Genomic DNA, 14,179 nt, shown 5'->3' with positions numbered 1-14,179 from the left:
CGGTGGAAACGTCCGATCTCAGTCTCGCGCAGCTCGGCTGGAAGGCGTTCTTCAGCGAACAGCTTTCCCCCGAGGAGCGCTGCAGCGTGCAGCCGGCCCGGGTGATCTCGGTGCATCGTGGACGGGTGACCGTTTCGGGCGAAGGGTTCGAGGAATCGATCCCCTCCAGCCTGCCCGTGGCAGGTGGCGCGGAGGACCGGCCGACCGTGGGCGACTGGCTGCTGGTCGATCCGAACAGCCGGACCATCGTGCGCATCCTAGAACGGACCAGTCTTTTCAAGCGGCCCGCCCCCGGCGATGAGCGCCGGGTGCAGCTCATCGCCGCGAATGTCGACACGCTCTTCATCGTCACGTCTTGCAAGCACGACTTCAACGTCGCGCGGTTGGAACGCTATCTCGTGCTCGCGCGCGAGGTGGGCGTTCGCCCGGTCGTAGTCCTCACCAAAGCCGATCTATCGCCCGAGCCCGAGCTGTTGGTCGATGCAGCGCGCGCGCTTCAGTCGGGGCTGCGGGTCGAACTGGTCGACGGGCGCGATCCGGCGAGCGCCGCCCACTTGGTCGACTATTGCGGCGTCGGACAGACGGTCGCGCTGGTGGGATCGTCGGGTGTTGGCAAGTCCACACTCGTCAAGACGCTGACGGGATCGAGCGACATCGCCACGCAGGCCGTCCGCGAGGACGACGGCAAGGGCCGTCACACGACGACGGTCCGCGAGATGTATCGCCTCGCCAGTGGCGCGCAGGAGGGGGGCTGGCTCGTAGACACGCCCGGCATGCGCGAGCTGCAGATGTCCGAAGTGAGCAGCGGGGTGACCGAGGTCTTCGACGATGTCACGAACGTGGCGCTCGAGTGCCGGTTCTCGAACTGCACGCATGTCGCGGAACCCGGATGCGCCATCAACGCGGCGATGGCGGCAGGAGAGCTCGATCCCGCGCGCGTCGCGCGTTGGCGCAAGCTCGCGCACGAGGATACGGTGAACAGCGGTGCCGCGGCCGCGCGCCGCTCCCGCCCTGGAAACGCCGCAAGCAGGCGATGACCGTCACCGACATCGCCACCCGCACGTATGATCATGGCTGGCGGCTCGACCCGATCGTGCGGAGCCTGCTCGATACCGATTTCTACAAATTGCTGATGCTGCAGATGATCCGCCACCTGCACGGCGACGTCGAGGCGACCTTCTCGCTGATCAACCGCAGCAAGAGCGTGCGCCTGGCCGAGGTGATCGACGAGCGCGAGTTGCGCGAGCAGCTTGACCACGCGCGCGCCGTACGCTTTTCCAAGAAGGAGCTGATCTGGCTCGCCGGCAACAGCTTCTACGGCCGCGAGCGCATGTTCGCGCCCGACTTCATTGCCTGGCTCGCCGATTTCCAGCTGCCCGAATATGAATTGCGCACCGTCGAGGGTCAGTTCGAGCTGACCTTCGCCGGTCCCTGGGCCCATACCACGATGTGGGAGATCCCGGCGCTGGCGATCGTCAACGAACTGCGATCGCGCGCCGCGCTGAAGGGCAAGGGACGCTTCGAGCTCGACATCCTCTACGCGCGCGCAAAGGCGAAGCTGTGGGACAAGGTCGAGCGGCTGCGCGACTTGCCCGACCTCGTCCTCTCCGATTTCGGCACGCGGCGGCGGCACGGCTTTCTATGGCAACGCTGGTGCGTCGAGGCGCTGAAGGAAGGGCTGGGGTCGCGCTTCATCGGCAGCTCGAACGTGCTGCTCGCGATGGACAACGATCTCGAGGCGATCGGCACCAACGCACACGAACTGCCGATGGTGCTGGCCGCGCTCGCCGACGACGATGCCGGGGTCGCCAGCGCGCCGTACCGCGTGCTCGCGGAATGGCAGGCGCATTATGACGGCAATCTGCGGATCGCGCTCCCCGACGCGTTCGGTACGACCGCCTTCCTGCGCGATGCGCCGGACTGGCTCGCCGACTGGACCGGCTTCCGCCCCGACAGCATGCCCCCGATCGCCGGCGGCGAGCAGATCATCGCGTGGTGGCAGGCGCAGGGGCGTGACCCGACGTGCAAGCTGTTGGTCTTTTCCGACGGAATGGACGTCAATACGATCACCGAGACCTATCGGCACTTTCACGGCCGCGTGCGGATGAGCTTTGGGTGGGGGACCAACCTGACCAACGACTTTCGCGGCTGCGATCCAGCAGACGGCCATGGCCTGGAACCGATCTCGCTGGTCGCCAAGGTGACGCGCGCCAATGGCCGGCCGGCGGTGAAGCTGTCCGATAATCCGGCCAAAGCAACCGGCGATCCCGCCGAGATCGCGCGCTATCTGCGCATTTTCGGCGAAGGTGGCAGGTCGGAGCAGGCCGTGTCGGTTTGATGCGCCGGCGCGCGATCCGCCGTCGGAAGCTCCCTGCAGCGACCGCCATCGTCATCGCCGTTCGGCGAGGCACACCCCTAGGGATTTCGTTAACTATCAGTCTGTAGAAACGGCGTGCACCATTCGGGACGACGCGAAAATGCTTCCAGCTCTGGATCTTATGCAAGCATCCCAGGCTGAGCAAACCCAAACTCGGCCTTGGCTCTCGGTCATTCTGCCCGTGTATCGCGGGGAGGAATGGCTGGAACGGACGCTGTCTTCGATCGCCGCCGATCCTGATCCTGGCATCGAGGTGGTCGTCATCGACAGCAGCCCCGATGACGGATCGATGTCCATTATCCAAAGCTTCGCGGACCGGCTGAACTTTCGGTTTGTCGATCCCAACGGCATAGACGGCTGCTCGCCCAAAACCAATCTTGGTGTCCGCCATGCCTCCGCTCGGCATGTCACATGGCTATGCCAGGACGATCTGTGGTTGCCTGGCAGGACGGCGGCAGTGCGGGGCTGGATCATGGGGCGGCCGGACGCGGCGCTGCACCTCGCGCCGACCGCTATCATCGACAAAGACGACAAGGTTCGCGGTATCTGGCGTTGTCCGCTGGCTGACCGCGAAGAACCGGTCGAGCGGACCGCACTCCTCGAAAAGCTGCTCGTGCAGAATTTCGTCGCGGTGGCGAGCCCGGTCATCCGCCGCGACGCCTGGCTTGCCTGCGGCGGTCTCGACCTTGATCTCTGGTACACCGGTGACTGGGATCTGTGGATCAAGCTCGCACTGCATGGCGAGGTCCTCTATCACGACACCGTCACCGCCGCCTTTCGCATCCACGGGTCGTCCGCCACCACGACCGGCAGCCGCGAGGCGAGCAATTTCAAGGCGCAGCACCGCATCGTCGTTGAGCGTCACATCGCCGCTATTCCGGCGAGCCGTCGCGCACAGGTGCGCCGGCTCGCCAATGCCTCGATCGCCGTAAATTCGGCGCTCGCCGACGTTGCGAACGGTCGGTTGCGCGCTCTCGGGGAAGCGCTGCTGTCGGTGCTTCTGCTCGGGCCCGTCGGCGCCGGACGCTACATTCATCGATCGCGCATCATCGAGCGCGCGCTGCCGCGCCTTCGCGCGAAATCCGCAGGAGTGCTGTGACGATGCCGATCGGGCCCACGGTGCGCCGCATGTTCGGTCGGCACGAACATCTCGTCGCCGCGCTCTATCGGTCGGTGTTCATCGATATCGACGCATATTGCCGTCAGATCGGCGCATGGGTGCCGCAGGCGCGCAGGATCCTCGAGGTGGGATGCGGCGAAGGTGCCGTTACCGAACGGCTGGTGCAACTGTACCCCGACGCCGAAATCACGGCGATCGACGTGACGCCCAATGCCGGACGCTTGTTTCGCGGATGCCGGGATCGCGTTTCGTTCGAGGAGAAGACCGTTCAGGCGGTCGCGCTGGAGCAGCCGGGGCAGTTCGATCTCGTCATCCTGTCCGACGTGATCCATCATGTTCCGACGGCGATGCGCCGTGAACTGCTGGCGGCGGTGCGGCGAACTGTGGCCCCCGAAGGATCGCTGATTTTCAAGGATTGGGAGCGGACGGCCACACCGATCCACTGGCTCTGCCACGCCGGCGATCGATGGCTGACCGGTGACCACGTCCACTATCTCTACAAGTCCGATGCCGACGCCATGCTCGCCGAGGCGTTCGGCCGTTCACCGATCGTGGCGGAGGCGCGCGTGCGACCCTGGCGCAACAACTTCGCGATGCTGGCACGCGCGTGATCTGGCAAGCGATCCAGTGGCAATCCTCCCGCTATTTGGCAGGGGGGGGCATCTGCGCACTGTTGCACAATATTATCATGATCTGCGGTACGCAGCTCGGCGTCGGGTACCCCGTCATGCTGATCCTCTCCTTCTGCATTACAACGCCGGTCGGTTACGTAATCCACAGCATCTTCACCTTCGAGAAAGCGCGATCTTGGATTCGACTGCAGCGCTTTTTGCTTACCGCGCTCATCGGGTTCCTGGGCTCGATGATGCTGATGGTGCTACTCTGCTCGGGGCTGCGCGTGCCGGTGATGGTCGCGACGCCGGTCGCCACTGTCCTGTTGTTCCTGTGGAATTTTACGTCGGCACGCTGGGCTATACTCCACGGTCGATAGCCATTGGCGGTCCGGGAGTAGCATCGCAGGCCATCGTCCTGTATCGAAACGCCGACATCGGGCGGGGAGTTTTGTATGAAGGCTGTAATCCTCGCCGGCGGTCTGGGGACGCGCATTTCGGAAGAAACCCATCTCCGCCCGAAACCGATGGTGGAGATCGGCGGCAAGCCGATCCTGTGGCACATCATGAAGATCTATTCCGCCCACGGGATCAATGATTTCGTGATCTGCTGCGGGTACAAGGGCTATATCATCAAGGAATATTTCCTGAACTACATGTCGCATGTTTCCGATCTCACGATCGACCTAGCACGCAACGAGACCACCTATTCGAACCGCCGCGCCGAGCCCTGGCGGATAACCTTGGTCGATACTGGCGAAGCGACGATGACCGGCGGGCGCTTGCGCCGCGTCGCAGACCATGTCCGCGATGAGGAGGCGTTCTGCTTCACCTATGGCGATGGTGTCGCCGACATCGATATCACCGCCTCGATCGCGTTTCACAAGGCACATGGCAAGGCTGCGACGATCACGGCGGTAAAGCCGGCGGGTCGATACGGCGCGCTGAAGACGACCGGCGACCAGGTCATGGGCTTTGCGGAAAAGCCGCGTGGCGACGGGGGCATGATCAACGGCGGCTTCTTCGTTCTCAACCCCAGCGTCATCTCCGAAATCGCCGACGATGCGACGACCTGGGAGGCCGCTCCGCTCGAGACGCTGGCCGCCAAGGGCGAGCTGTTGGCCTATGCGCACGATGGCTTCTGGCAACCGATGGATACGATGCGCGAAAAGCAGCAGCTCGAGGAGATGTGGGCTACCGGGCGGGCGCCGTGGCGGACATGGTGATGATGCCCGACCCGTCCTTCTGGCGTGGTCGTCGGGTTCTGCTCACCGGCCATACCGGCTTCAAGGGTGGCTGGGTCGCGATCCGGCTCGCCCAGCTTGGAGCCGAGGTAACGGGGCTCGCGCTGGCACCCTCGACGACTCCCGACCTGTTCTCGCTAGCCCGGATCGCGGATGGCCTCACGCATCGCGAATGCGACCTCCGCGATCGCGCCGGCGTTGCCGATGCGGTGCGCGCCGCTTGCCCCGAAATCGTCCTGCACCTGGCCGCCCAGCCGCTGGTTCGCGCAAGCTACGCCGATCCGCTCGCGACCTTCGCCACGAATGTGATGGGCACCGCCCATCTTCTCGAGGCTTGCCGCGACAGCACCGGCCTGCGCGTGATCGTCGTCGTCACCACCGACAAAGTGTACCGCAATCTGGAGCACCCCTATCCCTATCGGGAAACCGATGCGCTGGGCGGGCACGACCCCTACAGCGCCAGCAAGGCGTCCGCCGAGATTGTTACCGCAAGCTACCGAGACAGCTATCTGGCGGGCGCCGGCATCGCCGTCGCAACAGCGCGTGCGGGCAACGTCATTGGCGGCGGGGACTGGTCGGGCGACCGCCTGTTGCCCGATGCGGTGCGGCATTGGCAGGCAGGCGCCGTTCTGGACGTGCGCCGCCCCGACGCGGTCCGTCCATGGCAGCACGTACTCGAGGCGGTCCATGCCTATCTGCAGCTGGCAGAGGCCCTGTGGCAGCGCCCCGCTTTGGCCGGCGCCTATAACTTTGGCCCGGAGACCGGCGACGCCGCGACGGTGCGGACGGTCGTTGATCTCGCCCGGGCGGCCTATGGTCGCGGCGAAGCGCGCTTCGGTGCGGTCGAGCCGGGACCGCACGAAGCCGGCTGGCTGAGTCTGGAGATCGCCAGAGCGCGCGCCGCGCTGGGCATCGTGCCACGCTGGACATTGGAGGAGGCGGTCGGTCGCACGATGGGCTGGTACCGCGATCTGCATCACGGCATCGATGCCCGTGCGCTGTGCGACTCGGACATTGCGGCATTCTGGGCAGCGCGATGAGCCGTTTTAGCGTTACCGAACTGATGCCTGGAGGGCCGCGCCGGGTCGTTCGACATCCGGTTGGGGATCCGCGGGGCGCCTTCACACGCGTGTTCTGCGACGATGATCTGATGGCGGCCGGCTGGACGGGGCCGATGCGCCAGGCGAACCACAGCCGGACCGAGCACGCCGGCACGGTTCGCGGCATGCATTTCCAACGCGCGCCGCATGCGGAGACCAAGCTGGTGCTGTGTCTAGCCGGCGCGGTGTGGGACGTCGCGACCGACATGCGAGCCGGTTCTCCCACCTTTCTGACCTCGGTTTCGGCCGAATTGTCGGCGGACAACCATACCGCAATGCTGATTCCGCCGGGCTTTGCGCACGGCTTCCAAACGCTCACCGACACGGTCGATCTGCTCTATTTCCATTCGGCGCGCCATGTTCCCGAAGCGGAAGACGGCCTCAATCCGCTCGACCGACGCCTTGCGATACCGTGGCCCAGGGAGATCACGATCATGTCTGACCGCGATCGCTTGCGGCCGATGCTAACAGACGATTTTGGGAAGTGATGCTGTGAAATGTCGCCACTGCGCCGCACCTTTGCAGGCGCCCTTCCTTGACCTCGGCAGTGCGCCGCCGTCCAATGCCTATCTTGCCGCGGATCAGCTCGACGCGCCCGAGACGTGGTTCCCGCTGCGTCTGCTGGTGTGCCATGCCTGTTGGTTGGTGCAGACCGTCGATTTCGCCAGCCGCGACGCATTGTTCACCGCCGACTACGCCTATTTCAGTTCCTTCTCCCAAAGCTGGCTGGAGCATTCGAGGCGGTATGTCACCGAGATGACCGCCCGTCTCGGCCTCGACGCGGCGTCGTGCGTGGTCGAGGTCGCCGCCAATGACGGCTATCTCCTGCAATATGTCCGCGACGCCGGCATCCCCACCTACGGCATCGAGCCGACCGCCAGCACGGCGACGGCCGCGCGCGCGCGCGGCATCGAAATTGTCGAGGACTTCTTCGGCGTCCCGCTCGGCGAGAAACTGGCCGCCGAAGGGCGCGATGCAGACCTGATCATCGCCAATAACGTGCTGGCGCACGTGCCGGACATCAATGATTTCGTCGGCGGCTTCGCGCGGTTGCTGAAGCCGGCCGGCGTTGCCACCTTCGAATTCCCCCATTTGCTGGAAATGGTTTCCCGCAACCAGTTCGATACGGCGTATCACGAGCATTATTCCTATCTCTCGCTGACGGCGGTCGAACGGATTTTCGCGGCGAACGGCCTTTCGGTGTTCGACGTCCAGTGCCTTCCGACCCATGGCGGCAGTCTGCGCGTCTTTTCGCAGCGGGCGGGCGGACCTCATGCCGTCACCTCGGCCGTGACGACATTGCTCCAGGCCGAGCAAAGCGCCGGCATCACGACGCCCGCGTTCTACGCGACGTTCCAGCGCTGCGCGGAAACGGTGAAGGACGACTTGCTTGTGTTCCTGCTGGATGCGCGGCGCAACGGTTTGAAGGTCGGCGCCTATGGCGCTGCGGCGAAGGGTAACACCTTGCTCAACTTCGCCGGCATCCGCCCCGACCTGCTTCCCTATGTGGTCGACCTCAATCCAGCGAAGGCGGGATCCTACATGCCCGGTAGCCGGATTCCGATCGTCACCCAGGATCGATTGCGTGCCGACCGGCCGGACCGCATCTTGATCCTACCGTGGAACCTGCGCGACGAGGTCGTTACGCAACTCGCCTATGCCCGGGAATGGGATGCCCGCTTCGTGGTAGCGGTGCCCAGTCTCCAGATGATCTGATGCGGGTCCTTCTCACCGGTGGCAGTGGCTTTGTCGGCCGCGAGGTGGTGCCGCTATTGCTGCGGGCCGGCGCCGAGGTCCACGCGCTGGGGCGATCGTCTGTCGATCACTCCGGGGTCATCCATCATCCGGCCGATCTGTTGGCCGGCGTCGATCGCGGCGTGATTCAGGCAATTGGCGCGACCCATCTGCTCCATCTCGCCTGGGAGGCCAAGCCCGGCTTTTGGGGGGCATCCGAGAATCTTGATTGGGTGGCGGCGTCGATCGGCCTCGTTCGCGCCTTTGCGGCCGGCGGCGGTCAGCGGGCGGTCGTTGCGGGCAGCTGCGCGGAATATGACTGGACGGGTTCGGGCCGGCTCGAGGAAGCCACGTCGCCGATCCTGCCGGCTACGCTTTACGGCACGGCAAAAGCAAGCCTCCATACCATGCTCGCCACGGCAGCACCCGGACTTGGTCTTTCGCTCGCCTGGGCGCGTATCTTCTTTCCCTACGGCCCAGGCGAGCGCCCTGAGCGATTGCTCGGCTCGCTGCTCGAAGCAGCGCGGCGCGGCGGCGTTGCAAAGGTATCTGAGGGCTCGCAGCGGCGCGATTTCATTCACGTCGAGGATGTCGCGGCCGCGCTGGTAGCGATTCTCGTCGCACCGGTCGAAGGCGTACTGAACGTCGCGAGCGGAGAGGCCACGACCGTCCGGCGCTTCGTCGAGATCGCGACGCAAGCCGCCGGGTCGGCCGATCGCGTCATCTATGGGGCAATGCCGACCCGTCCGGATGATCCCCCCCTGATCGAAGGCGCAATCCACCGTTTGCTCGCCGAGACCGCGTATCGCCCACGGTATACGCTAGCAACGGGTTTGACCGACGCTGTGGCGCGCTTTGGAGTCTTGGCGCAGACATCTGACTAACCCGGCCATGCGACCACGTTTAGGGATCGAACGCTCCGGCTTCAGCGCTCAGCCGAGGCCGATCGCCGCGATCCATATCGTCATGCCGCTATCCGTTCGATTGGGACGGCGCTTGCGACCAACGCGTCCTGGCGCGCCGTCGCGACGAAGCGCGCTTCGTGCCCGGCGATGATGGCCAGCAGGAAGCCGCCGATGATCGTCTGCAAGCCGGTCGCGCCCAGCACGCATGCGAGAATCAGCGGCAACGGGGTGGACAGGGCGGCAAAGTCGCCGTTGGACCACTCCAGCGCGACTGCCGCGAGCCCGCATCCCGATACGAGGAGCAGCGAAACACCGGTGATCAGCATCGTTTCCAATGTCAGCACCCGGGCATGACGGCGCACGACCTTCGGCATGTGGCGATACCCCTCGTTGACGCTGTGAAGATGCGTCGCGGCGGCCATGACGGCCGAAAGGTGGCCGATGCAGAACAGGAATCCCGCAACCAGCGACCAGCTCGTGCCGAACGCACCCGTCCCGGCGAGGAGGCCGAGCATATGCGCGAGCGCCACGGCCAGGATGACCGTCGCGACGCCCATCGCCGCGAGGGCCGGAATACCGAACAGCCATGTCGGGCTGAGCATCAGCAAATAGCGCAGATGCCGCCACCCGTCGCGCCACGGTCGCAGATGCGGCGCTCGGTCGCGCAAATCCACCGACAGGGTCGCCGGCGCCTGTTCGATACGGATTCGCTTCAGGCTGGCTTTGACGACCATTTCGCTGGCGAATTCCATGCCCGCCCCGGTCAGGCCCAGCGCAACGAACACGTCGCGGCGTATCGCGCGCAGACCGCAATGCGCATCATCGATGCCCGAGCGGAACAGCAGATTGAGCACGCCGGTTAGCAGAGGATTACCGATATAGCGGTTCTTCCAGGGCATCGCGCCGGGCGCGATGCCGCCAGCGAAGCGCGATCCCATGCACAGGTCGGCACCCGCCAGGAGACGAGCGATCATCGCGACGCCGTCGGTAAAATCATAGCTGCCATCGGCATCGCCGATGAGGAGATATTCGCCGAAGGCGGCGTGCCCGCCGCCGATGATCGCCGCACCATAGCCGCGTTCGGCAATGGCGACGACCCGCGCACCGCACGCGATCGCGATCGCCTGGCTGCCATCGGTCGAGCCGTTGTCGGCGATAAGGATCTCGCCGCTGATCCCGAACTGGCGCTCGATCCTGTCCAGCGCGTCGCGGGCGTTGGCGATGCAGTGCGGCAAGCTGATCGCCTCGTCGAGGCATGGCATCACAATGGAGATCGCAAGCGGCGTGGCGCCGGGCGAAGACGTTCTGTCGAACCGTTGCACGAACATGTAGGGACTCCGCTGCGCTGGTATCGGGCTAGCGGGTAACGGTTAATCAACTGCTACCACCGGGTCCGGCTGCCGGCGGCGAGAACGGCGCCGCTACCGCGTCTGCCGACATTTGACTAACCCACCGCTGCTCGGACAAGGTAAAGGCGACCTTCGGCTCAGCCTTATAGAGGAGCCACGCCACCGTTTCAGGGAATGCGATGCAGGATACGAACGGTGGCGGGAAGAAGCGGGCAAAACCGCTTGGATCGCTGGATCTCGCCGCGCTGATGCTGCTCCCGCTGGTCGCGCGCGCAGCGACGGCGACGGGCAATCTTTTCACCCTGTACCAGGTCCAGACGCAAGATATCGTCATCCTGCTGGCGCTGCCGCCCTTGCTCCTCGTCCTGCAGCGTTGGGCACCGGCATGGCACCTGCCGGATCGCGCGCCGAGTGCGCGGCTCGTTATAATCGTCGGCATCATCGTCGCACTATTGCTCGGATGGTGTGCCTACGCGCTTCTCTTCAATTTTCCGGTGTCGGCCGACGAGTTTATGGTTGCCTTTGATATGCGGGTCTATGACAAGGGTCGGCTCGCGGCCCCTCTAGCCCCGCAGTGGCGGCCTTATGCCAGTGCGTTGGTGCCGGCGTTCCTATTGAACGCCGATTTGCCAACCGGAATGGTGTCCGGGTACCTGCCGGTCAACGCACTGATGCGCCTGGCCTTTTCCAAGATCATAGACCCGGTGTTGTTCAATCCCGTGTTGGTGGTGCTCGGGGCGGTGGCGCTGCTCGATATCGCCAAACGCCTGTTCGGCTCAGATTCGCGCGCGATCTGGGTCACGGTGATTGTCTATTTCACGTCGAGTCAGATGCTCGTCAACGCGATGACTACATATGCGATGACGGGCCATATGGCCTTGAACCTGATCTGGCTGTGCGTTTTTCTGCGTGGCGGTCGGTGGGGTCATGCCGGCGCGATCGCGATCGGGTTTCTCGCGACCGGGCTGCACCAGCTGGTGTTCCATCTGTTCTTCGTCGCGCCGTTCATCGCCTGGCAACTTCGGCTGGGCCGATGGCGGTTGTTCCTGCTGTATTGCGCCGCCTATTGCGGGATCGCCGCCTGGTGGATCGGGTTTCCGATGCTTGCAGCGTTGCGGACCGGCGCATCCGCGCATCCCGATCCGAGCGGCAGCCGGTTCCTCGACAAGGTTGTGCCCCTGCTCCTGCGGCGCGATCCGCTGACGCTGTCGTGGATGATGCTCAACATGCTACGCTTCATCGCCTGGCAAAATCTCGCCTTGCTGCCACTCATGGTGGCGGTCGTGCCCGTTGCCCGGCGTGGCGGACTCGCCGCGCCGATGCTTCTCGGGATTGCGATCTGGCTGCTCTTCCTAGGGTTCACCCTACCGTATCAGGGTCACGGCTGGGGATATCGCTATCTGCACCCCTATCTCGGCAGCTTCGCCCTGCTCGCAGGGCTCGGCTATCAGCAGCTCGCTGCAAAAGCGCCGCAGCGGACCGACGGCATGATCCTCGTCTTGAGCCTGCTGACACTGGTGGCCGCGATACCGATACTGATGCTCCATGCGCGGTGGTTCACAGACCCGCACGTCCAGCTCGATCGTTTCATCGCCACGCAGAAAAGCGACTTTGTGGTGGTGAATACGGAACCGGCGAAATCGACCACCGACGGGCGCTGGGCGATCAATGCGGTGGACGAAGTCCGTAATGACCCAGACCTCACCAATCGGCCGCTGCGTTTGGCCAGCCAAGCACTGAATGGCGAAAGGGCCGCGGCACTCTGCCGTCGTGGCACTGTCAGTGTGGTCGGATGGCCCGAAATGCACAAACTCGGCTTCGGTCTCAATGTTGTCGGCAGAGATCGCCGGGTTGATGCGATGAAAAATCTTTTTCGGACACAGAGATGTCTGCAGCCGTGAAGACGACCGGCCGCGGGAAGACCGCAGACCGCTGCCGTTATCCCCTCTTTGCAGATGAAGGTTCAGCACCGGTGCGATCGGGCCGGCGGCGTTACCGGCGGCGCCCCTGGCGCATTGCCCCGAAGGGAATGTCCGATCTCACGTGAGACAGGCTTTGTTGCATAATTACGCGAGAGCATGACCGACGTTTTACTTGAAGATGTTATTGGATGCGGACGGTCACCGGCGTTCCTATTTCGGAGAACCGATTGAGAATTGCAGCACGGACTTTGAGCTCGGTAATCTGACGATCGAAGGTGCGGGCGACAACGCGCTGGCCCAGGAGTTTGAAGCAGTGCATTTTGGTCTCGACCAGACTGCGGCGATGATAGCCGCTCCACTTTTTCCAGATTGCGCGACCAAGCCGCTTTGTCGCGCGTAGCGCTCCATTGCGTGCATCGACGCCGGGACCGCCTTCTGCCCATGGTTGCCCGTTGCGGCGGACCGGGATGACCGCATCGGCACCGCGCCCGGCAATAGCGGCATGGCAGTCCCTGGTATCATAAGCGCCATCTCCGCCGACGCTGAGTATCCGCTCGTCTCCGGGAATTTGCGCCAGGAGAACGGGCAGCGTCGGTGCGTCACCAATGGCATTCGTCGTGACCTCAATGGCCCGGATATCCAGCGTCCCAGCATCAATCCCGAGATGCACCTTGCGCCACTGGCGACGGTAGGACGGTCCGTGTTTGCGCGTCTTCCACTCGCCTTCTCCCGTCATTTTGATCCCGGTGCTGTCGACCAGCAGGTGCAGTCCGCCCGAGCTGATCCGCCCGCCGAGGTTGACCTTCAACGTCTTCTGCCGTCGGCACAGCGTCGTATAATCCGGCACCGACCAATCCAGCCCCGCCATTTTGATCAGGCTCGAAACCAACCCCGTCACTTGCCGCAAAGGCAGGTTGAACAGCGTCTTCAGCGTCAGGCACAGCTCTATCGCGCTGTCTGAAAACCGCATCGGGCGACCAGGGCGACCACACGGCTTCGAAAGCCAGTGCATCTCCGGATCAAACCATATTTCCAGCGACCCACGCCGCTTCAGCGCCGCATTATACTCAGGCCAGTTCGTCGTACGATACACAGGTGCGGCAGGTTTGGGCATTACGCCTATCTATACCGCTCGATTCCCTGCGTGAATCCCCGCCATCAGTTTTGCAACAAAGCCAATCCGATCGGGGGGTCACAGGAACGGAGGCAAGCGTGCCGCGCGAAGTATTTCTGGAATTGGAGCGCGCTCGCGTTACGCGCATCGTCGAGACGGTCAGCGATGACATGTCGAGGGAACTCCTGCATCGATATGCGGCCGAGCTTCGTGACGAGCAGATGAGGTCCCGATGGCTCGTAACACCATCCGGTTCAGGCTCGCGGTAGAGCCGCATGCTGAAGCTCGGTTCCAGCCCGGTTCCGCGTGGCAGAGTCGGCCGTCGCCGCTCCTGTCTCGATCGATTTAGAAAAGCGAACTGGGTTAGGGATTTTAGTCCGGAGACATGATGAAGCGCGAGCAGAGATAAGCCGGCAGGAAATCTAGCCGCACGACGTTGCCCGAACTGCCGAATTCCATTCGAAACGCCACGGCCGTCCAACTCTCGCAGCCTTGGCGCCTGTCGCTTGACCGCCTCCCTCGCGCCCCTTTGTCGCGGCATCAACACGCGCGATGCGCCTATGTATCTCGATAGGACCGTCCCCGGTCGGAATCGGGAGCTAACTCGAGGACGACCGCTTCTGCCGGAAACGACGGGCGCGATGGCGCCTTCGCCGTGCCTGCCCCAGAGTACTGGCTCCGGCCCTGCTCGCATCCAAATGGC

General features: G+C 64.1%; 13 protein-coding genes. 11 read left to right on the top strand and 2 right to left on the bottom strand.

Translation table 11 applies throughout. The annotated features are described in order from the left end of the window. Window positions 1-2: 2 nt before the first annotated feature. The 10 genes from rsgA to ACVWYO_RS07805 all read left to right on the top strand — a co-directional run bounded on the left by rsgA (window position 3) and on the right by ACVWYO_RS07805 (window position 9,070). On the top strand, window positions 3-1,037 hold the full coding sequence (gene rsgA, locus ACVWYO_RS07850) for a ribosome small subunit-dependent GTPase A (RefSeq protein WP_457349637.1): 1,035 nt from the start codon (window positions 3-5) through the stop codon (window positions 1,035-1,037). Beyond that, window positions 1,034-2,338, top strand: coding sequence for a nicotinate phosphoribosyltransferase (pncB, locus tag ACVWYO_RS07845; protein WP_457349635.1), 1,305 nt, complete (start codon window positions 1,034-1,036; stop codon window positions 2,336-2,338). The genes rsgA and pncB overlap by 4 nt, the downstream gene beginning before the upstream one ends. A gap of 139 nt (window positions 2,339-2,477) precedes the next feature. Then, window positions 2,478-3,476 carry a glycosyltransferase gene (locus ACVWYO_RS07840; protein WP_457349633.1) on the top strand — a complete coding sequence of 333 codons (999 nt, stop codon included), beginning with the start codon at window positions 2,478-2,480 and terminating at the stop codon, window positions 3,474-3,476. Window positions 3,477-3,478: 2 nt separating this feature from the next. Next, window positions 3,479-4,108 (top strand): class I SAM-dependent methyltransferase, encoded by a 630-nt coding sequence (locus ACVWYO_RS07835; RefSeq protein WP_457349631.1) that lies wholly within the window; start codon window positions 3,479-3,481, stop codon window positions 4,106-4,108. Beyond that, a complete protein-coding gene (locus ACVWYO_RS07830; RefSeq protein ID WP_457349629.1) occupies window positions 4,105-4,488 on the top strand; it encodes a GtrA family protein in 384 nt (127 codons plus the stop codon). The genes ACVWYO_RS07835 and ACVWYO_RS07830 overlap by 4 nt, the downstream gene beginning before the upstream one ends. A 75-nt stretch (window positions 4,489-4,563) precedes the next feature. Continuing rightward, window positions 4,564-5,334, top strand: coding sequence for a glucose-1-phosphate cytidylyltransferase (rfbF, locus tag ACVWYO_RS07825; protein WP_457349628.1), 771 nt, complete (start codon window positions 4,564-4,566; stop codon window positions 5,332-5,334). Then, window positions 5,328-6,392, top strand: coding sequence for a CDP-glucose 4,6-dehydratase (gene rfbG, locus ACVWYO_RS07820; protein ID WP_457354911.1), 1,065 nt, complete (start codon window positions 5,328-5,330; stop codon window positions 6,390-6,392). The genes rfbF and rfbG overlap by 7 nt, the downstream gene beginning before the upstream one ends. Further along, a complete protein-coding gene (locus ACVWYO_RS07815) occupies window positions 6,389-6,940 on the top strand; it encodes a dTDP-4-dehydrorhamnose 3,5-epimerase family protein (RefSeq protein WP_457349626.1) in 552 nt (183 codons plus the stop codon). Before rfbG ends, ACVWYO_RS07815 begins: the two co-directional genes overlap by 4 nt. 4 nt (window positions 6,941-6,944) lie before the next feature. After that, the gene (locus ACVWYO_RS07810) at window positions 6,945-8,168 is read left to right on the top strand and encodes a class I SAM-dependent methyltransferase (protein ID WP_457349624.1); all 1,224 of its coding nucleotides are present in this window, start codon (window positions 6,945-6,947) and stop codon (window positions 8,166-8,168) included. Continuing rightward, a complete protein-coding gene (locus tag ACVWYO_RS07805) occupies window positions 8,168-9,070 on the top strand; it encodes an NAD-dependent epimerase/dehydratase family protein (protein WP_457349622.1) in 903 nt (300 codons plus the stop codon). Before ACVWYO_RS07810 ends, ACVWYO_RS07805 begins: the two co-directional genes overlap by 1 nt. Before the next feature lie 80 nt (window positions 9,071-9,150). Here the strand turns inward: ACVWYO_RS07805 and ACVWYO_RS07800 are convergent, their stop codons facing one another. Next, window positions 9,151-10,419, bottom strand: coding sequence for a glycosyltransferase family 2 protein (locus tag ACVWYO_RS07800; protein WP_457349620.1), 1,269 nt, complete (start codon window positions 10,417-10,419; stop codon window positions 9,151-9,153). Between the two features lie 269 nt (window positions 10,420-10,688). On the opposite strand from ACVWYO_RS07800, the gene ACVWYO_RS07795 reads away from it, so the two are divergent. Then, window positions 10,689-12,341: a hypothetical protein gene (locus ACVWYO_RS07795; protein WP_457349618.1), complete on the top strand. Its 1,653-nt coding sequence runs from the start codon at window positions 10,689-10,691 to the stop codon at window positions 12,339-12,341. A 202-nt stretch (window positions 12,342-12,543) separates the two neighbouring features. On the opposite strand, the gene ACVWYO_RS07790 is transcribed toward ACVWYO_RS07795, so the two are convergent. After that, window positions 12,544-13,476, bottom strand: a complete 933-nt coding sequence (locus ACVWYO_RS07790; protein WP_457348219.1) for an IS5 family transposase — start codon at window positions 13,474-13,476, stop codon at window positions 12,544-12,546. Window positions 13,477-14,179: the final 703 nt, after the last annotated feature.

It is taken from the genome of Sphingomonas sp. UYP23 (genome assembly GCF_054059235.1).
Note: the sequence above shows the minus strand (reverse complement) of the source record. Positions and strands in the feature narration are given on the sequence as shown.

Excerpts from the sequence above, each read along its gene's own strand:
- pncB (WP_457349635.1), top strand. The coding sequence starts at position 1,034 with ATGACCGTCACCGACATCGCCACCCGCACGTATGATCATGGCTGGCGG.
- ACVWYO_RS07840 (WP_457349633.1), top strand. The coding sequence starts at position 2,478 with ATGCTTCCAGCTCTGGATCTTATGCAAGCATCCCAGGCTGAGCAAACC.
- ACVWYO_RS07835 (WP_457349631.1), top strand. The coding sequence starts at position 3,479 with ATGCCGATCGGGCCCACGGTGCGCCGCATGTTCGGTCGGCACGAACAT.
- rfbF (WP_457349628.1), top strand. The coding sequence starts at position 4,564 with ATGAAGGCTGTAATCCTCGCCGGCGGTCTGGGGACGCGCATTTCGGAA.
- rfbG (WP_457354911.1), top strand. The coding sequence starts at position 5,328 with ATGGTGATGATGCCCGACCCGTCCTTCTGGCGTGGTCGTCGGGTTCTG.
- ACVWYO_RS07815 (WP_457349626.1), top strand. The coding sequence starts at position 6,389 with ATGAGCCGTTTTAGCGTTACCGAACTGATGCCTGGAGGGCCGCGCCGG.
- ACVWYO_RS07805 (WP_457349622.1), top strand. The coding sequence starts at position 8,168 with ATGCGGGTCCTTCTCACCGGTGGCAGTGGCTTTGTCGGCCGCGAGGTG.
- ACVWYO_RS07800 (WP_457349620.1), bottom strand. The coding sequence starts at position 10,419 with ATGTTCGTGCAACGGTTCGACAGAACGTCTTCGCCCGGCGCCACGCCG.
- ACVWYO_RS07795 (WP_457349618.1), top strand. The coding sequence starts at position 10,689 with ATGCTGCTCCCGCTGGTCGCGCGCGCAGCGACGGCGACGGGCAATCTT.
- ACVWYO_RS07790 (WP_457348219.1), bottom strand. The coding sequence starts at position 13,476 with ATGCCCAAACCTGCCGCACCTGTGTATCGTACGACGAACTGGCCTGAG.